Raw genomic sequence first — 17,530 nt, forward strand, 5'->3', positions numbered from 1 at the left:
GAGGCCGTGGGTGCCGGGAGCGTCCGGGTCAATCGGTGAGCCCGGCCTCCACCAAAAGCTTCTCCAGCCCCAGCAGATCCGGCACTTTCGCCACCTGGTCGCCCACCTGCACCGCCGCCTGCTCCAGCGCGCACAACGGCACGTCCACATAGCTCAACTGGCTGTCGAGCTTGCACGAGCGCGGGATCCCCTGCACCAGCAGGGCCATGAAGCGCAGCTGCGGCAGGCCGCCCAAGGCGTTGAGGACCACGATCCGCGCCCGCTCGCCGATGACGATCCGGTTGCCGCAGGCCGACTCGAAGCTGAGCAGCGGGATCTGCCGCTCGCGCCAGGTCACCCGGCCCAGGTACCACGGCGGCGTGTCGAGATCAAAGGCGCCGGCCTGGTAGTCGATCAGCTCGGCCACCGCCACGTTCGGCAGGATCAGGTTGCGGTCGGCCAGCGGCAGCAGCAGGCCGGTGAGCTGGCTGGTGCGCGGGTTATGACGCCGCTCATGCATGTCTCTTGCTCCATTGGGCGATGCTGTCGAGCAGCACCGATTCCTGGTACGGCTTGCCGAGGTATTCGTTGACGCCGATGGCCATGGCGCGGTCGCGGTGCTTCTGCCCGGTGCGCGAGGTGATCATGATGATCGGCAGGTGCTGCAGGCGCTCGTCGCCGCGCACCCGGGTCGCCACTTCGAAGCCGTCCATGCGCGGCATTTCGATGTCCAGCAGCATGACGTCGGGCAGGTGCTCTTCGAGCAGCAGCATCGCATCGACCCCGTCCTTGGCGGTGAGCACGTTCATGCCGTGGCGCTCCAGCAGGCGACTGGTGACCTTGCGCACGGTGACCGAGTCGTCCACCACCAGCACCAGCACCGGCCGCTGCGGTTCGCTGTCGATGTCCGGCTGCGCCGGCCGTTGCGGCAGACGGGCCTGCATCGCGCGGATCGGCGCCAGCAGGTCGAGGATCAGCACCACCCGGCCGTCGCCGAGGATGGTCGCCCCGGACACCCCCTGCACCGCCGCGAACTGCGGGCCCAGGCTCTTGACCACGATCTCGCGGGTGCCGGCCATGGCGTCCACCTGCACCGCCACATGCCGCTCGTTGCACTGCACCAGCAGCACCGGCAGCGGCAGGCTCTGGCCCAGCAGCTTGGGCCGGGGGACGGTCTTGAGCAGCTCGCCCAGGTAGCACAGTTCGTAGCGCTGGCCGGCGTACTCGTACACCGGCGGGTCGTGCCGGAAGTGCCCTTCCAGTTCGTTCGGCGGCACCCGCACCATGCCGTCGATGGTGTTCAGCGGAATCGCGTACTGATCGTCGCCGCACTGCACCATCAGCGCCCGGTTGACCGACACCGTGAACGGCAGGCGGATGCGGAAGTGCACCCCCTGCCCCGGCACCGAATCGATGCTCATGGTGCCGCCCAACTGGCGCACCTCTTCGTGCACCACGTCCATGCCCACGCCGCGCCCGGAGATCTGGGTGATCTTCTCGGCGGTGGAGAACCCCGGCTGCAGGATGAACTGCAGCACGTCGCGGTCGCTGATCTCGGCGTCCGGCGCCAGCAGGCCGCGCTTGACCGCCTTGCGCCGCACCGCGTCCAGCGGCACCCCGGCGCCGTCGTCGCGGATGTCGAAGACAATGTCGCCGCCCTCCCGGGACAGGTCGAGGGTGATCTGCCCCTGGGCCGGCTTGCCCGCCGCCAGCCGCACGTCGGCAGGCTCCAGGCCGTGGTCGACGGCGTTGCGCAGCATGTGTTCCAGCGGCGCCGCCATGCGTTCCAGCACGTTGCGGTCCATTTCGCCTTCGGCGTTGCCGACGGTGAAGGCCACGTCCTTGTTCAGTTCCTCGGCCACCTGACGGACGATGCGCTTGAGGCGCGGCAGCATCCGCTCGAACGGCACCATGCGCGTGCGCATCAGCCCTTCCTGCAGTTCGGAGTTGATCCGGCCTTGCTGCTGCAGCAGGTTTTCCGCGTCGCGGGTGCGCCGGTCGAGGGTCTCCTTCAGGTCCAGCAGGTCCGAGGCGGACTCGAACAGCGCCCGGGACAGCTGCTGCAGTTGCGAATGGCGATCCATCTCCAGCGGGTCGAACTCTTCGTAGCCCAGCCGCTCGTTGTCCACCTGCTGACGGCTGAGGATGCGCCCCTGGGTCTCGGTGTCGAGGCGGCGCAATTGGTCGCGCATCCGTTCGATGGTGGTTTCCATCTCATTGAGCGCCACCTGCGCGTCGCTGACCTGCTGCTCGATCCGCCCGCGCACGATCGAGGTTTCGCCGGCCAGGTTGACCAGATCGTCGAGCAGTTCGGCGGACACCTTGACCATGTCCGCGCCGCTGTCGGCGGCCGCGGCGGCGGGTTCGGCCTTCACCGGCACGGCCGGCACCGGGGCCGCGGCCTGCGGCGCCGCCGGGTGGCTGAAGTCGCGGATCGCATTGATCAGCCGGTCCGCCGGCGGACAAGGCTGCCCGGCGCGCACCGCGTCGAGCATCTGGGCCAGACGGTCGTGGCTGCGCTGCACCAGCGCGAACAGCTCGGCCCCCGGCTGCAGCGTGCCGGCGGACAGGCGTTCGTAGAGGTTTTCCAACTCATGGGCCAGGTCGCCGATGGGGCCGATCTCCACCATCCGCGCGCCGCCCTTGAGGGTGTGCAGGTCGCGCAGCAGGGTTTCGACCTCCTGGCGGTTGCCGGGGTCGGCCTGCCAACGGGTCAGGGCCGCGCCGGAGCTCTCGATGATGTCGGAACCTTCGTCGAGGAACACCTCCAGCAGCTCCGGGTCGTGACCGGCGCTCTCCTCGTGGGCGGCTGGCGCCGGGGGCGTCTCGGGCTCGCCTTGGCGGAACCGGCGCAGCGCCTCGATCAGCGCCTGCGCCGGTTCCGGCGGCTGCCGCTCGTGCAGGTGACCGAGCTGCAGCGCCAGCCGCTCATGGCACTGACGCAGCAGTTGCCCCAAGGCATCGCTGTGGCGGTGACGGCGCTCCGCCAGCCCCTTGTAGACGGTCTCCAGCTCCTGGGCCAGATCGCCGACCGCATCGACCTCGGCCATCCGCGCGCCGCCCTTGAGGGTGTGCAGGTCCCGTTGCAGCGACGGCAGCGGCGCCCCGTTGGCAGGATCCGCCAGCCAGCGACGCAGGGCTTGCCCGGCGCTGTCGAGCAGGTCCACCGCCTCTTCCAGGAAGATCTCGACGATCTCGTCGTCCGGCCCGTTGCCGGCGGCGGCCTTGTTCAGTTCGGCGGTGGCGCTGCCCAGTTCGCGGATGCTCAGGGTGCGGCTGCCGTCGCTGCGGATCAGGCCCATGGACGCCGGATCCAGGCTCTGGTCGAGCAACTCGTGCAAGGCGCGGATGCGCTGGGGCTGCGGGGTGATTTCCTGGCCGGCGGCCAGTTCGTCGAGCATGTTGATCAGCGCTTCGTGGGCCAACTGCGCCTGCTCGAAGAACGCCTCGCTGACCGCCAGGCTGCTTTCCTCCACGGCACCGTAGAGGTCGAGCAAGGCTTCGCACAGCACATCCACCGGCAACAGGTCGGCCAGGTGCGCGGCCTCGCCCAGGGTGGTCAGCTCATCCAGCAGCGCGCTCAGTTCCTGGCGTTCGCCGGGGTGCCGCTGCCAACGCTGCAGGAGGTTTTCGGCGTCGAGCAAGATGTCCATGCCCTGGGCCAGAAAGTCGTTGATCAACTGCGGATCGCGCTTGACCCGCAGTCCGCCGCTCGGCCCGTCGAGGATCGACGCCAGCCGTTCCGCCAGCAAGGTCTCGGTGCGCTTGATCAGCGACTGCGCACCGACGATCGGCGCCAGCGGATCGTTGCCCAACTGACGCAGGCCGATGCGCAGCAGCCCTTCGGCCTCCAGCAGCAGTTCCACTTCGTCCAGATCCAGCGCCAGCTGGTGGGCCTTGAACTCCCGGGCCAGGTGATCCAGCGGCGCCGCCAGTTCGGCGATCGGCAAGACGCCAGCCATCGACGCGCTGCCCTTGAGGGTGTGCAGCGCGCGCTGCAATTCGTCGCTGGCCGGCAGCGGCACATGCTCGGCCGCCTGGTCGAGGAAGCGGTTGAGGCTGGCCAGATGGGTTTCGGCCTCGTTGCGGAAAATCTCCAGCAGCAGCGGATCCGTCGCGGCGGTGTCCTTCATGCCTGGGGCGGCCGGCGGCGCATCGCCCCTGGCCAGGGCATGGGCCCGGGCGGCGAGCCGATCGACATCGCTGCGCTGGCGCTGGGCGTTGGCGGCGAATTCGGCGATCAGCTCCGGCAGCAGTTGCAGGCAGTCCGTCAGCACCTGGCCCACCGCAGGAGCAGGCTCGACGCTGTGCTCCAGCACGCGGTTGAGCAGGTTCTCCACGGCCCAGGCCAGTTCGCCGAGGATCAGCGCGCGCACCATGCGGCCGCTGCCCTTGAGGGTGTGGAAGGCCCGGCGCAGTTCGCTCAGGGCCGCGCGGTCGCCGGGGTCGGCCGACCAGCGCGGCAGGCACTCGCCCAGCACCTGCAGCACCTCGTCGGTCTCTTCGAGAAACACCTCGCGCAGCTCGTCGTCCACCGGCGGTTCATCGGCGGGCGGCGGCAACAGGCTTTCGGGGGTGGTCTGCGCCGGCGGGTTGACCGCCGACACCGGGCTGGCCAGCACCTCGGCCAGCGACTGCACGATCCCGGGATCGTCCAGGGCCTGGCGATCCTGCATCGCCTGCGCGTCAACGGGGCTGACCACGTCGGCCAGCACCGGCACATAGGGTTCGTCCGGGAAGTAGCCGAGCTTGGCGAGGCTCTTCTGCGCCACGTCCAGCAAGGGTTCGGTGGCGGCCTGCGGGTCATCGCCCAAGCGTTCGAGGCAGTATTCCAGGCTGGCGATGGCATCGGCCAGGCTGTCGAGCTGCTGCCAGCCGGGCTCGTGCGGGTCGAGCAACAAACGCTCGCGGATGAACCCGTTGCAGGCCTCGACCAGGCTCGCCGCACGGCTGAGCGGGATCATCGCCAGCGCGCCGCGCACTTGGGTCAACAGCTCCGGCAGCGGCTGCAGCGGCTGGCGGTCCCAGTCGGCCTCGATGTAGTCGACGATCATGTCCTTGGCCTGCTGCAGGCAGATGCGCGCTTCCTTGATCACGATCTGGTGGATCTGCGTCAGGTCCGTGGTGGGCAGGCGGCTGTCGTCCGGATCCTGCGGCTCGACCGTGCCGACCATGCCGGCCAGGGTCGCCTCGACGTACAGCAGGGCGCCGGCGACGTCCATCAGCGTGGCGTCGTTCGGTACGCGCTGGCCCTGGGCCAGGCCGAGCACCACCGCCAACTGGTCGATGATCACCTTGCGCGGCTGGCCGAAGCCGAGCACCGCCAGGGTGTCGGCGATCTGCCGCAGCGGCGCCAGCAGGCTGTCCAGGTCCGAGACGTGCTGGCGGTCGCTGCGCACGAACAGGTCGAGGCGCTCCTTGACCCGCACCAGCTCTTCGCACAGCGCCACCAGCACCGAGCGCATGGCATCGCGGTCGGGGCCGGCCAGGCGCGCGCGCTCTTCGTCGACCATCGCGCTGTCGGGCAGCGCGTCGTCCAGGGAGTAGCGGTCTTTCATGGTCAGCATCTGCCCGGTGGGATGTTCGGCTTTGGCGATGTAGAACAGCAGGCTCTTGAGCAGCTCCGGCGGGGGCGGCCGGTTCAGGGCCGGCATGCCTTGGTCGAGCAGGCGCTTGAGTTCCTTGTCGGCGTCCTTGAACAGGCTGCGCAAGGCCGGGCTGTTGGCGATCCGCCCTTCGCGCATGCCCTCGACCAGCGCCGAGGCGACCTGCCACAACGGGCTGAGCGGCGCGGCGCCGCTCAGCGCCTCAAGGCGCAGGAAGACCTTGGCCAGGTAAGCCAGGTGCGTCTGGTCGTCCTGTTCGCGCAGCAGGCCGACCAGGGCCATCTGCAGCGTCTGGCGCAGCTTGCGCAGCACGTTGGGCAGGTCCGGCGGCTCTAGCCCTTTGAGGGTCTCGGCGTCCAGCGGCGGGCTGTCGGGCAAATGCGGGCTGAACAGGCTGGTCTCCGACAGCAGGCTTTCGCCACGGGCGCTGCGCAGGTCGTTGAGCAACGGCAGCACCACCAGCGGCAGGTCGCGCCGGGCGCCTTGCACGCGGTCGAGGTAGACCGGCAACTGGCCGATGGCTTGCAGCAGCAGGTGCAGGGCTTCTTCGCGGTGGCTGACGCGGCCCTCGCGCAGGGCCTCGACCAATTGCTCCATCTCTTCGGCCAGCAGCGCCGCGCCGTAGAACTCGATCATCTGCAGGCTGCCGTGCACCTGATGGATGCAGGCCAGGCACTCGTCCAGCCCGGGGACGGACGACGGCTCGTCGAGCACCGCTTCGATGGCCTGGTGCGCCAGCCTCAGGGTTTCGGCGATCTCGCCCTTGACCCATTCCAGGGCCACATAGTCGTGCCGGTCGCCCATGACCGCTCCGTCCGCCGGCCTCACGCTTTGTCCGTTGCCGGCGCCGGCGTCGTCGGCAAGGTGAAGCCGGACACCGAACGGCGCAGCTGGCTGGCCATTTTCGCCAGGTTGCCGATGCTGTCGGCGGTGGCGGTGGAGCCGGACGAGGTCTGCGAGGTGATCTGCTTGATCACGTTCATCGTCAGGGAGATCTGCCCGGCCGACGAGGTCTGCTGCTGCGCTGCGTTGGAAATGCTCTGGATCAGCGCGGCGAGGGTCTTGGACACGCCTTCGATCTCTTCCAGGGCCACCCCGGCGTCCTGCGCCAGGCGTGCGCCGCGCACCACTTCGGTGGTGGTCTGCTCCATGGAGATGACCGCCTCGTTGGTGTCGGCCTGGATCGCCCGCACCAGCGTCTCGATCTGCCGCGTGGCGGCGGAGGAACGCTCGGCCAGGCGCTGCACCTCATCGGCGACCACGGCGAAGCCGCGCCCGGCATCGCCGGCCATCGACGCCTGGATCGCGGCGTTGAGCGCCAGGATATTGGTCTGGTCGGCGATGTCGTCGATCAGGCTGACGATGTCGCCGATCTCCTGGGACGACTCGCCCAGGCGCTTGATCCGCTTGGCGGTGTCCTGGATCTGCTCGCGGATGTTGTCCATGCCGTGGATGGTGTTGTGCACCACCTCGTTGCCCTTGTTGGCGATGTCCACCGAACGTTCGGCCACCGCCGACGATTCGGCGGCGTTGGCCGACACCTGGTCGATGGACTGGGCCATGTCGCTGATCGCGTTGGAGGCTTCGGCGATCTGCTGGGCCTGGTGCTCCGAGGCCTGGGCCAGGTGGATCGCGGTGGCCTGGGTCTCCTGCACCGCAGCGGCGACCTGGCCGGCGGTGAGGTTGATGGTCGCCACCAGGTCGCGCAGCTGGTCGACGGAATAGTTGATGGAGTCGGCGATGGTGCCGGTGAAGTCCTCGGTCACCGACGCGGTCACCGTCAGGTCGCCGTCGGCCAGGTCTTCGATTTCGTCGAGCAGACGCATGATCGCGTTCTGGTTGCGTTCGTTCTTCTCGGCGGTCTCGCGCAACTGACGGTTGGTCTCGCGCACCATGACCATGCCGATCAGGATGATCGACGCCAGCGCCAAAAGGCCCAGCACATAGCCGCCGATGGTGTCGGTGCTGCGCCCGCCGGCCAGGTTCTCGAAGCGGCTGGCCAGGTGCGAGGCTTCGTCGAGCAGGGTCTGCGACAGGCTGAAGATGTTGGTCGCCGACTCGCGCACCTTGAACAGTTCCGGCGAGGTTTCCAGGATCTCGTCCACCGAGCCGGAAACGAACTGGAACAGCTCGGCGATCTCGCCCAGCCGCGCCCGGGCGTCGCGGTCTTCGACCTGGCTGATCTTCAGCGAAGGGTTGCCCTGCAGCATGCCGTTGAGCACCTGGCCGAACCGGGTGGCGTCGCGGCCGAAGGCATCGGCGGCCTGCTGCGAGTTCTCGTCGCCGGACAGCACGGTGTTGACCGCTCCCAGAATCCGCTCCGCCAGCAGCGACTGGCGCTGGGCCATGGCCACCTGCCCCGCCGGGGCGCCGCGCTGGAGCAGGATCTCCACGACCTTCTCGTATTCGATCTGCAGCTGCGGCACGGTTTCGGCCAGGGTCGCCGCCACCTGGTGCAGGGAGAGCACGGTCTGTTCGCTGGACAGGATGGCGTCGGCGTTCTTCAGCAGGCGCTCCCAGTCCAGCTGCACGGCGCGCATCTCCGGGCGCACGGTGGACGGCGCGGGCGGCAGGCCGGTGGCCGCGTCGCCTTTCTTCAGGTAGCCCCAGCGCTGGGCGAAGTCGTTGCGCGCATCGCTCAGCAGCTTGAACGCGGCGGCCTTGCCGGCGGCGGCTTCGGTGGCGTTCTTGGCGATGCGCTGGGACAGCACCCGCAGCTCCCCGGCGTGGCCGATGTACTGCTTGTCGTAGTTGGCCTGGGTGTTGAGGTACGCGAAGTTGGCGAACAGCAGCATGATGAACACGATCAGCGCGATGAACAGCACGATGATCTGCGAGCGGCTGCGCGAGCCTTCTGCGGGCATGCCTGGTTTTGCTTTTGTCATCGGTCCTCGCCTTCGAAACTCGCCACAGACCTGTGGGAGCGGGCTTGCCCGCGAAAGGGCGGCTCAGCCAGCCTCAATGTTGAATGTCAGACCGCATTCGCGGGCAAGCCCGCTCCCACAGGGGCGCTCTGTTGTTGCGGCTATATTGCGACGTTCATGAACCCCGGGGACTGCGCCAGGGCAAACAGGCTGAACACCCGCCAGTCCTGTTCGCGCCGGAAGTGCCCCTTGAGAAACCCGGCCTTCGCACCCTGCCGCTCACTGATCGGCAACGGCTCGAAGCTGTCCTGCTCGAAATGCTGCAGCCCGAAGACCTCATCGACCAGCAGCCCGGCGAACACCTCCCGGTGCTCCACCACCAGCACCCGCCGCTGCTTGCGCAACGGCGACAGCTCATGGCCGAAGAAGCCGCACAGGTCCATCACCGGCAACAGCCGCCCGCGCAGGTTGGCGACGCCCTTGACCCACGGCTTGACCCCCGGCAACTGGGTGAAGCGCGGTTCAGGAAGCACTTCGCTGATCTCGCCCATGGGCGTCACGTACCAGTGCTCGCCCAGGCGGAAGCCGATGCCGCTCCACAGGTCCCGGCTGGCCGGCGGCGACGGCAGCTGCGCCGCCAGCGACCGGCAGCGCAGGTCCATCTGCCACAGCAGCTCGAACGCGGTCAGCGACCCGCTCATGGCTGCGCGCTCAACCGGCCAGCACGTTGTTCAGGGTCTTGATCAGGGTGTCTTCCTCGACCGGTTTGGTCAGGTAGTCCTTCGCGCCCTGGCGGGTGCCCCAGACCTTGTCGGTTTCCTGGTCCTTGGTGGTGATGATGATCACCGGGATATGGCTGGTCTCGGCATCCTTGGTCAACTGGCGGGTGGCCTGGAAGCCGTTGAGGCCGGGCATGACGATGTCCATCAGCACCGCGTCGGGCTTCTCCTGACGGGCCAGGGCCACGCCGTCGGCGCCGTTTTCGGCCTTGAGCACCTCATGGCCGTGCTTTTCCAGCATGCCGGTCAGTTTGTACATTTCGGTCGGCGAATCATCGACGATCAGGATACGAGCCATGGTCTTCCCCATTTTTCTTGTCGACGCCCGGCCCGCTGGCCGCGCGTCCTTGTACGTGTCTCACTGCAGCACTGCGGCAAAGCCCGGCACATGGGCCGCTATCGCGTCGAGCAGCTCTTCCTTGCTGAACGGCTTGGTCAGGAATTGGTCGGAACCGACGATCCGCCCCTTGGCCTTGTCGAACAGCCCGTCGCGGGACGACAGCATGATCACCGGCGTTGCCTTGAACGCGCTGTTGTTCTTGATTAAAGCGCAGGTCTGATAACCATCCAGACGCGGCATCATGATGTCCACGAAAACGATGTCCGGATGGTTGTCGACGATCTTGGCCAACGCCTCGAAACCGTCGACCGCCGTGATGACGTCGCACCCTGCGTTTTTCAGCAAGGTCTCGGCGGTGCGGCGAATCGTTTTCGAGTCGTCGATCACCATGACCTTCAAGGCGCTGGACTGCTGTTCCATAAGGGGGCTCTACCGTCGCCTTTGCGAATCAATATGTCCGTTTTGCGATGACTGCCGGCTGCAAACCCTTGCCGTTCAAGGGCCAGCCCGGTATGGCAGCCTTTTTAGCACAGTCTCCCCATGCAATCTATCGACGGGTTTTCCCTTGACCGCAAACCCGCCCGGCGCCACTCTGACGCCACTTTTTCCGCACCGTTTCGGTAGCCCATTTTCGAGGAAAACCCCATGAGCGTTCGCGTCGGGATTGTGATGGACCCCATCGCCAGCATCTCCTATAAAAAGGATAGCTCGCTGGCCATGCTGCTGGCCGCGCAGAAACGCGGCTGGGAACTGTTCTACATGGAGCAGCGCGACCTGTACCAGGCCGAGGGCCAGGCCCGGGCACGGATGAAGCCCTTGAAGGTGTTCGCCGACCCGCAGAAGTGGTTCGAGCTGGGCCAGGAGCAGGATTCGCTCCTCAGCGACCTGAACGTGATCCTGATGCGCAAGGATCCGCCGTTCGACATGGAGTTCGTGTACTCCACCTACCTGCTCGAGCAGGCCGAAAGCGCCGGTGTGCTGGTGGTCAACAAGCCGCAGAGCCTGCGCGACTGCAACGAGAAGCTGTTCGCCACGCTGTTCCCGCAGTGCACGCCGCCGACCGTGGTCAGCCGCCGCGCCGACGTGCTGCGCGAGTTCGCCGCCCAGCATGGCGACGTGATCCTCAAGCCGCTGGACGGCATGGGCGGCACGTCGATCTTCCGCCACCGCGCGGGCGACCCGAACCTGTCGGTGATCCTGGAGACCCTGACCGCCCTCGGCACCCAGCAGATCATGGGCCAGGCGTACCTGCCGGCCATCAAGGACGGCGACAAGCGCATCCTGATGATCGACGGCGAGCCGGTGGACTACTGCCTGGCGCGGATCCCGGCCCAGGGCGAAACCCGCGGCAACCTGGCGGCCGGCGGCCGGGGCGAAGCCCGCCCGTTGACCGACAAAGACCGCTGGATCGCCGCCCAGGTCGGCCCGACCCTGCGCGCCAAGGGCCTGCTCTTCGTCGGCCTGGACGTGATCGGCGAGCACCTGACCGAGATCAACGTCACCAGCCCGACCTGCATCCGCGAAATCGACAACGCCTTCGGCACCGACATCGGCGGTCTGCTGATGGAGGCCATCTGGAAAAAGCTGCAGGCTTGATGTGCGTCACATGCAGCCTGTCGCTTGATGCCTGAAGCCCAAGGCGTACGACCAACATTGCGTTATCATGCGCGGCCTGTGAAAAACGCGATGTTGGTTTCCTTGTCATGACGCTTCCGTCCGATCTGCCCGCAGAACTCGCCCACACCGGCGTGCGCCCGGTCGATCGCCTCGGATTTACCCTGTTCCTGGCGGCGCTGATCCATTTGGCGCTGCTGCTGGGCGTGGGCTTCACCATGGTCGAGCCCAAGCAGATCAGCAAGACCCTGGAAATCACCCTCGCCACGTTCAAGAGCGAGAAGAAGCCCGCCAAGGCGGATTTCCTCGCCCAGGAAAACCAGGAAGGCAGCGGTACGCTGGACAAGAAGGCGATTCCCAAGACCACCGAGGTCGCGCCGTTCCAGGACAACCAGGTCAAGAAGATCACCCCGCCCCCCGCCGCCAAGGCCGAGGTGAAGGAAGCGGCGCCCAAGGCCGCCGTGACCACGGTCGCGCCGAAGCCGCAGAAGGCGCCGACCAAAAAGGAAGAGACCAAGACCGAGACCCGGCCGGCGGTCGACGCGCCGACGTTCGACAGCTCGCAGCTGTCCAGCGACATCGCCAGTCTTGAGGCCGAACTGGCCCACGAACAGCAGTTGTACGCCAAGCGCCCGCGGATCCACCGTCTGAGCGCCGCCTCGACCATGCGCGACAAGGGCGCCTGGTACAAGGACGAATGGCGCAAGAAGGTCGAGCGCATCGGCAACCTCAACTACCCCGACGAGGCACGGCGCCAGCAGATCTACGGCAACCTGCGGCTGATGGTGTCGATCAACCGCGACGGATCGCTGTATGAGGTGATGGTGCTGGAGTCCTCCGGCCAGCCGCTGCTGGACCAGGCCGCCCAGCGCATCGTCCGCCTGGCGGCGCCGTTTGCGCCGTTCACCGGGGACCTGTCGGACATCGATCGGCTGGAAATCATCCGCACCTGGAAATTCGCCCGGGGCGACCGCCTGTCCAGCAACTGACGGAACGCCTTCGCGGGCTTGCCCGCAAAGACGCCATCAAGGGCACCGCAGGGCGCACTTGTCAGCATCCCCGGCTTGTCAGTTCGCCCCTTGACCGCCACACTAGCGCACATGAAAAACGTCAGCCCCAGCTACCTCAAGCATCACTTCCTGATCGCCATGCCGCACATGGCCGACCCCAACTTTGCCCACACCTTGACCTACATCGTCGAGCACACGGCCAATGGCGCCATGGGGCTGGTGGTGAACCGACCGCAGGAGCTGAACCTGGCCGACATCCTGGAGCAGCTGCGCCCGGACATCGAACCGCCGGCACGCTGCCAGCACGTGCCGATCTACATCGGCGGCCCGGTGCAGACCGACCGCGGCTTCGTCCTGCATCCGGCGGGGCAGACCTTCCAGGCCACCGTCGAACTGGACGGCCACCTGGCGCTGTCCACCTCCCAGGACGTGCTGTTCGCCATCGCCGACGGCGTCGGCCCGCAACAGAGCCTGATCACCCTCGGCTACGCCGGCTGGGAAGCGGGGCAGCTTGAAGCCGAACTGGCCGACAACGCCTGGCTGACCTGCCCGTACGACGCCGACGTCCTGTTCAGCACCCGCAGCGACCTGCGCCTGGAAGCCGCCGCCAAGCACCTGGGCATCAACCTGAGCCTGCTGACCAGCCAGGCGGGGCACGCCTGATGGCTTTGCGCCTTATCCTCGGCTTCGACTACGGCACCCGCTCGATCGGCGTGGCGGTCGGCCAGGTCATCACCGGCCAGGCCCGCGAGCTGTGCACCCTGAGGGCGCAGAACGGGGTGCCCGACTGGAACCAGGTCGAAGCGCTGATCAAGGAATGGAAACCCGACGCCGTGGTGGTCGGCCTGCCGCTGAACATGGACGGCACGCCCAGCGAGATGTGCGAGCGCGCCGAGAAGTTCGGCCGCCGCCTCAACGGCCGCTACAACCTGCCCTTCTATACCCACGACGAACGCCTGACCACCTTCGAGGCCAAGGGCGAGCGGATGGCCCGCGGCGGCCAGAAGGGCAGCTACCGCGACAACCCGGTGGACGCCATCGCCGCCGCCCTGCTGCTGCAGGGCTGGCTCGACGAAAACACCGCATTGTTTGAATCCTGACAAGCGCTTCGGCGCTTTTCTTTTGGCTACGACCCGGGCCGCCGTCCACACGCGCCGGCCCGCCCCCGAGAAGGAGCAACCATGAGCCTGCCCAATCCCGCCGATCTGATCAGCCAGATGGCGACCCGCCTCAAGGCGCACCTGGACGCGCGCGGCATCGGCGAGCCGCGTTTCATCGGCATCCGCACCGGCGGCGTCTGGGTCGCCCAGGCCTTGCTCAAGGAACTGGGCAGCGATGCGCCGCTCGGCACCCTGGACGTCTCCTTCTACCGCGACGACTTCAGCCAGAACGGCCTGCACCCGCAGGTGCGCCCCTCGGCCCTGCCCTTCGAGATCGAAGGCCAGCACCTGGTGCTGATCGACGACGTGCTGATGAGCGGGCGCACCATCCGCGCCGCCATGAACGAACTGTTCGACTACGGCCGCCCGGCCAGCGTGACCCTGGTCTGCCTGCTGGACCTGGACGCCGGCGAGCTGCCGATCCGCCCGAACGTGGTCGGCGCCACGCTGAAGCTGGCCGCCCACGAGCGGGTCAAGCTGTCCGGCCCTGAGCTGAACCTCGAACTGCAAGACCTTGCCTTTTAATCCGCCCTATTGAGAGTCCCCTTCGCGATGACGCCTCTAGACACCAAGCGCCCGCTGCAGCTCAATGACCAGGGCCAGCTGCGCCACTTCCTCTCGCTCGACGGCCTGCGCCGCGAGCTGCTGACGGAAATCCTCGACACCGCCGACTCGTTCCTCGAAGTCGGCGCCCGGGCGGTGAAGAAAGTCCCGCTGCTGCGCGGCAAGACCGTGTGCAACGTGTTCTTCGAGAACTCCACCCGCACCCGCACCACCTTCGAACTGGCGGCCCAGCGGCTGTCGGCGGACGTGATCACCCTGAACGTGTCGACCTCGTCGGCCAGCAAGGGCGAAACCCTGCTCGACACCCTGCGCAACCTGGAAGCCATGGCCGCCGACATGTTCGTCGTGCGTCACGGCGACTCCGGCGCCGCGCACTTCATCGCCGAGCACGTCTGCCCGCAGGTGGCGATCATCAACGGCGGCGACGGCCGCCACGCCCACCCGACCCAGGGCATGCTCGACATGCTGACCATCCGCCGGCACAAGGGCAGCTTCGAGAACCTCTCGGTGGCCATCGTCGGCGACATCCTGCACTCGCGGGTGGCGCGCTCGAACATGCTCGCCCTCAAGACCCTCGGCTGCCGGGACATCCGCGTGATCGCGCCCAAGACCCTGCTGCCGATCGGCATCGAGCAGTACGGCGTGAAGGTCTACACCGACATGGCCCAAGGCCTGAAGGACGTCGACGTGGTGATCATGCTGCGCCTGCAGCGCGAGCGCATGACCGGCGGCCTGCTGCCGAGCGAGGGCGAGTTCTACCGCCTGTTCGGCCTGACCACCGCGCGCCTGGCCGGGGCCAAGCCCGACTGCATCGTCATGCACCCGGGACCGATCAACCGCGGGGTGGAGATCGAGTCGGCGGTGGCCGACGGCCCGCACTCGGTCATCCTCAACCAAGTCACCTACGGCATCGCGATCCGCATGGCCGTGCTGTCCATGGCCATGAGCGGACAGACCGCCCAGCGCCAATTCGAGCAGGAGAACGCCCAGTGAAGCTCAGCATTCTCGGCGCACGCGTCATCGACCCGGCCAGCGGCCTGGACCGCGTCACCGACATTCACGTCGAAGCCTGCAAGATCGTCGCCCTCGGCGCCGCCCCGGCGGGGTTCGCCGCCGTGGAAACCATCGACGCCCAAGGCCTGGTGGCCGCTCCGGGGCTGGTGGACCTCAACGTCGCCCTGCGCGAGCCGGGCTACAGCCGCAAAGGCACCATCGCCAGCGAAACCCGCGCGGCGGCGGCCGGCGGCGTGACCAGCCTGTGCTGCCCGCCGAAGACCAAACCGGTGCTCGACACCTCCGCCGTGGCCGAACTGATCCTCGACCGCGCCCGCGAGGCCGGCAACACCAAGGTGTTCCCCATCGGCGCCCTGAGCAAAGGCCTGGACGGCGAGCAACTGGCCGAGCTTGCGGCCCTGCGCGACGCCGGCTGCGTGGCGTTCGGCAACGGCCTCAAGAGCTTCGGCAACACCCGCACCCTGTGCCGGGCGCTGGACTACGCCGCGACCTTCGACCTGACGGTGATCTTCAACTCCCAGGACCACGACCTGGCCGACGGCGGCCTGGCCCACGAAGGCGCCACCGCCAGTTTCCTCGGCCTGCCGGGCATCCCGGAGACCGCCGAGACCGTGGCCCTGGCCCGGGACCTGCTGCTGGTGGAGCAGACCGGCGTGCGCGCGCACTTCAGCCAGCTCACCAGCGCCCGGGGCGTGGCGCTGATCGCCCAGGCCCAGGCCCGCGGCCTGAAGGTCACGGCGGACGTGGCGCTGTATCAGTTGATCCTCACCGACGAGGCGCTGATCGACTTCAGCAGCCTCTACCACGTCCAGCCGCCGCTGCGCACCCGCGCCGACCGCGACGGCCTGCGCGAAGCGGTGAAGTCCGGCGTGGTCTCGGCGATCTCCAGCCATCACCAGCCCCACGAGCGCGACGCCAAACTGGCGCCGTTCGGCGCCACCGAACCGGGCATCAGCAGCGTCGAGCTGTTGCTGCCGCTGGCGATGACACTGGTGGAGGACGGTCTGCTGGACCTGCCGACCCTGCTGGCGCGCCTGAGCGCCGGCCCTGCCGAGGCCCTGCGCCTGCCGGCGGGCAAGTTGGAGGTGGGCGGCGCGGCGGACATCGTGCTGTTCGATCCGAAGGCGTCGACCGTGGCCGGCGAAGCCTGGCTGTCGAAGGGCGAGAACTGCCCGTTCATCGGCCACAGCCTGCCGGGCGTGGTGCGCTACACCCTGGTGGACGGCCGGATCAGCCACCAGGCGTAACCCTGCGGCGAGGGAGCTTGCTCCCTCGCCGCAATTCGTTTCACTGGAAGGCCCTGCGGTTCTGCTGGTTACGCAGCGAAACCTGGTCGTTCAGCGTCCAGAAGTCATACAGCACACCGATGAAGAACAGCCCGCCGGTCAGCAGGTACAGCAATCCGCTGATCCACTTGCCCTGATACATGCGGTGCACGCCGAACACCCCGAGGAACGTCAGCAGGATCCACGCCACGTTGTATTCGATGGGGCCGGCGGTGAAGCGCAGGTCGGCCTCGCGGTCCATCGCCGGGATCAGGAACACGTCGATCAGCCAGCCGATGCCGAGCAGGCCGAAGGTGAAGAACCAGATCGTCCCGGTCACGGGCTTGCCGTAATAGAAGCGGTGAGCGCCAGTGAAGCCGAAAATCCACAGCAGGTAGCCGATCACTTTGCTGTGGGTGTCCTGGTTCGCGCCCGGCGGTTGATAGCGGTTCATGAAGACCTCGATTCACGCAATAGATAAATATTCTTTAATTCTTTGTGACTTTTTTACAGGTAGCCGACGTACGGCAAATGCTACCGTGTTCCCCGTCAAAGCCTTATAGCACCTGACTTCTGTCCGACAATGGCGTCCATTTGCCGCTTGTTTGGTTCCGTTGCCCCCTGTTCGAATCGACCAACGGCCTCGGAAGGGACAAAAAAGCTGTTATAAAGTTGCGCGCTAACACACAAGAGCCCTGCCTAATGCGTCCATTTTTCAAGACATGGCTGACCATTTGCCTACTGATGCCACTGGCCGCCCACGCCACCAACCGTGAGCAACGACTTCCCAACGTCAACGGCTACACCCCCAAATCCCATGCGTCTGCTCCGTCGAACAAGGGCAAGCAGAGCAAGCACACCACGCTCAGCAGCAACGGCCACAGCAAGGTCGTGCCGCCGATGGCGAACAAGGAAAGCAGCAACGTCCTGAGCCGCGCGGTGAACGTCCTCGGCACGCCGTACCGCTGGGGCGGCAGCAGCCCGAGCAAAGGCTTCGACTGCAGCGGCCTGGTGAAGTACGCGTTCAACGACGCCACCTTCGACCTGCCCCGCACCTCCAACGCAATGGCCAGCGGCCATGGCGAGAAGGTCGAGCGCAAGGACCTGAAGCCGGGCGACCTGATCTTCTTCAACATCAAGAGCCGCCGGGTCAACCACGTCGCCATCTACCTGGGCAACGACCGCTTCATCCACGCCCCGCGCCGCGGCAAGGCCGTGAGCATCGACACGCTGAACAAGCCGTACTGGGAACAGCACTACGTCGTCGCCAAGCGCGTACTGCCCAAAGAACCCAAGCAGATGCGCGTCGTCCAGCGCTGAGCCCCGCCGTGAGGG

The 17,530-nt window shown here is 67.2% G+C and carries 15 protein-coding genes; 8 read left to right on the plus strand and 7 right to left on the minus strand.

Annotated elements, in window-relative coordinates:
- Nucleotides 1-28 precede the first annotated feature (28 nt).
- The 6 genes from CAG31_RS10935 to pilG all read right to left on the minus strand — a co-directional run bounded on the left by CAG31_RS10935 (nucleotide 29) and on the right by pilG (nucleotide 9,988).
- Complete coding sequence (locus CAG31_RS10935; RefSeq protein WP_085580817.1) at nucleotides 29-499, minus strand: chemotaxis protein CheW; 471 nt, start codon at nucleotides 497-499, stop codon at nucleotides 29-31.
- Entirely contained in the window at nucleotides 492-6,389 is a 5,898-nt protein-coding gene (locus CAG31_RS10940) for an Hpt domain-containing protein (protein WP_085580819.1), read from the minus strand. Before CAG31_RS10940 ends, CAG31_RS10935 begins: the two co-directional genes overlap by 8 nt.
- Nucleotides 6,390-6,409: 20 nt before the next feature.
- Entirely contained in the window at nucleotides 6,410-8,470 is a 2,061-nt protein-coding gene (locus CAG31_RS10945; RefSeq protein WP_085580821.1) for a methyl-accepting chemotaxis protein, read from the minus strand.
- A gap of 140 nt (nucleotides 8,471-8,610) precedes the next feature.
- Nucleotides 8,611-9,150, minus strand: a complete 540-nt coding sequence (locus tag CAG31_RS10950; RefSeq protein ID WP_085580823.1) for a chemotaxis protein CheW — start codon at nucleotides 9,148-9,150, stop codon at nucleotides 8,611-8,613.
- Between the two features lie 10 nt (nucleotides 9,151-9,160).
- Nucleotides 9,161-9,526, minus strand: coding sequence for a twitching motility response regulator PilH (pilH, locus tag CAG31_RS10955; RefSeq protein ID WP_003229091.1), 366 nt, complete (start codon nucleotides 9,524-9,526; stop codon nucleotides 9,161-9,163).
- A 60-nt stretch (nucleotides 9,527-9,586) separates the two neighbouring features.
- Nucleotides 9,587-9,988 carry a twitching motility response regulator PilG gene (pilG, locus tag CAG31_RS10960; protein ID WP_085580825.1) on the minus strand — a complete coding sequence of 134 codons (402 nt, stop codon included), beginning with the start codon at nucleotides 9,986-9,988 and terminating at the stop codon, nucleotides 9,587-9,589.
- 225 nt (nucleotides 9,989-10,213) lie between these two features.
- Between pilG and gshB the strand changes: the two genes are divergently transcribed.
- The 7 genes from gshB (at nucleotide 10,214) to CAG31_RS10995 (ending at nucleotide 16,177) form a co-directional block, all read left to right on the plus strand.
- Nucleotides 10,214-11,164 carry a glutathione synthase gene (gene gshB, locus CAG31_RS10965; protein ID WP_085580827.1) on the plus strand — a complete coding sequence of 317 codons (951 nt, stop codon included), beginning with the start codon at nucleotides 10,214-10,216 and terminating at the stop codon, nucleotides 11,162-11,164.
- Nucleotides 11,165-11,271: 107 nt separating this feature from the next.
- Nucleotides 11,272-12,171: an energy transducer TonB gene (locus CAG31_RS10970; RefSeq protein ID WP_085580829.1), complete on the plus strand. Its 900-nt coding sequence runs from the start codon at nucleotides 11,272-11,274 to the stop codon at nucleotides 12,169-12,171.
- Between the two features lie 111 nt (nucleotides 12,172-12,282).
- On the plus strand, nucleotides 12,283-12,855 hold the full coding sequence (locus CAG31_RS10975; protein ID WP_085580831.1) for a YqgE/AlgH family protein: 573 nt from the start codon (nucleotides 12,283-12,285) through the stop codon (nucleotides 12,853-12,855).
- Nucleotides 12,855-13,292 (plus strand): Holliday junction resolvase RuvX, encoded by a 438-nt coding sequence (gene ruvX, locus CAG31_RS10980; protein WP_085580833.1) that lies wholly within the window; start codon nucleotides 12,855-12,857, stop codon nucleotides 13,290-13,292. Before CAG31_RS10975 ends, ruvX begins: the two co-directional genes overlap by 1 nt.
- A gap of 81 nt (nucleotides 13,293-13,373) precedes the next feature.
- Complete coding sequence (pyrR, locus tag CAG31_RS10985; protein ID WP_085580835.1) at nucleotides 13,374-13,877, plus strand: bifunctional pyr operon transcriptional regulator/uracil phosphoribosyltransferase PyrR; 504 nt, start codon at nucleotides 13,374-13,376, stop codon at nucleotides 13,875-13,877.
- 27 nt (nucleotides 13,878-13,904) lie between these two features.
- Nucleotides 13,905-14,909 (plus strand): aspartate carbamoyltransferase catalytic subunit, encoded by a 1,005-nt coding sequence (locus CAG31_RS10990; RefSeq protein ID WP_085580837.1) that lies wholly within the window; start codon nucleotides 13,905-13,907, stop codon nucleotides 14,907-14,909.
- Complete coding sequence (locus CAG31_RS10995; RefSeq protein WP_085580840.1) at nucleotides 14,906-16,177, plus strand: dihydroorotase; 1,272 nt, start codon at nucleotides 14,906-14,908, stop codon at nucleotides 16,175-16,177. Before CAG31_RS10990 ends, CAG31_RS10995 begins: the two co-directional genes overlap by 4 nt.
- Before the next feature lie 40 nt (nucleotides 16,178-16,217).
- On the opposite strand, the gene CAG31_RS11000 is transcribed toward CAG31_RS10995, so the two are convergent.
- Entirely contained in the window at nucleotides 16,218-16,649 is a 432-nt protein-coding gene (locus CAG31_RS11000; protein ID WP_085580842.1) for a TM2 domain-containing protein, read from the minus strand.
- Between the two features lie 248 nt (nucleotides 16,650-16,897).
- Between CAG31_RS11000 and CAG31_RS11005 the strand changes: the two genes are divergently transcribed.
- The gene (locus CAG31_RS11005; protein WP_085580844.1) at nucleotides 16,898-17,515 is read left to right on the plus strand and encodes a C40 family peptidase; all 618 of its coding nucleotides are present in this window, start codon (nucleotides 16,898-16,900) and stop codon (nucleotides 17,513-17,515) included.
- Nucleotides 17,516-17,530: the final 15 nt, after the last annotated feature.

It is taken from the genome of Pseudomonas sp. R25(2017) (genome assembly GCF_002112565.1).
In the GTDB taxonomy this organism is placed as follows: Bacteria; Pseudomonadota; Gammaproteobacteria; order Pseudomonadales; family Pseudomonadaceae; genus Aquipseudomonas; species Aquipseudomonas ekonensis.

What these genes read in the sequence shown, in the direction of transcription:
- CAG31_RS10935 (WP_085580817.1), bottom strand. Translation starts at nt 499, where the DNA reads ATGCATGAGCGGCGTCATAACCCGCGCACCAGCCAGCTCACCGGCCTG.
- CAG31_RS10940 (WP_085580819.1), bottom strand. Translation starts at nt 6,389, where the DNA reads ATGGGCGACCGGCACGACTATGTGGCCCTGGAATGGGTCAAGGGCGAG.
- CAG31_RS10945 (WP_085580821.1), bottom strand. Translation starts at nt 8,470, where the DNA reads ATGACAAAAGCAAAACCAGGCATGCCCGCAGAAGGCTCGCGCAGCCGC.
- CAG31_RS10950 (WP_085580823.1), bottom strand. Translation starts at nt 9,150, where the DNA reads ATGAGCGGGTCGCTGACCGCGTTCGAGCTGCTGTGGCAGATGGACCTG.
- pilH (WP_003229091.1), bottom strand. Translation starts at nt 9,526, where the DNA reads ATGGCTCGTATCCTGATCGTCGATGATTCGCCGACCGAAATGTACAAA.
- pilG (WP_085580825.1), bottom strand. Translation starts at nt 9,988, where the DNA reads ATGGAACAGCAGTCCAGCGCCTTGAAGGTCATGGTGATCGACGACTCG.
- gshB (WP_085580827.1), top strand. Translation starts at nt 10,214, where the DNA reads ATGAGCGTTCGCGTCGGGATTGTGATGGACCCCATCGCCAGCATCTCC.
- CAG31_RS10970 (WP_085580829.1), top strand. Translation starts at nt 11,272, where the DNA reads ATGACGCTTCCGTCCGATCTGCCCGCAGAACTCGCCCACACCGGCGTG.
- CAG31_RS10975 (WP_085580831.1), top strand. Translation starts at nt 12,283, where the DNA reads ATGAAAAACGTCAGCCCCAGCTACCTCAAGCATCACTTCCTGATCGCC.
- ruvX (WP_085580833.1), top strand. Translation starts at nt 12,855, where the DNA reads ATGGCTTTGCGCCTTATCCTCGGCTTCGACTACGGCACCCGCTCGATC.
- pyrR (WP_085580835.1), top strand. Translation starts at nt 13,374, where the DNA reads ATGAGCCTGCCCAATCCCGCCGATCTGATCAGCCAGATGGCGACCCGC.
- CAG31_RS10990 (WP_085580837.1), top strand. Translation starts at nt 13,905, where the DNA reads ATGACGCCTCTAGACACCAAGCGCCCGCTGCAGCTCAATGACCAGGGC.
- CAG31_RS11000 (WP_085580842.1), bottom strand. Translation starts at nt 16,649, where the DNA reads ATGAACCGCTATCAACCGCCGGGCGCGAACCAGGACACCCACAGCAAA.
- CAG31_RS11005 (WP_085580844.1), top strand. Translation starts at nt 16,898, where the DNA reads ATGCGTCCATTTTTCAAGACATGGCTGACCATTTGCCTACTGATGCCA.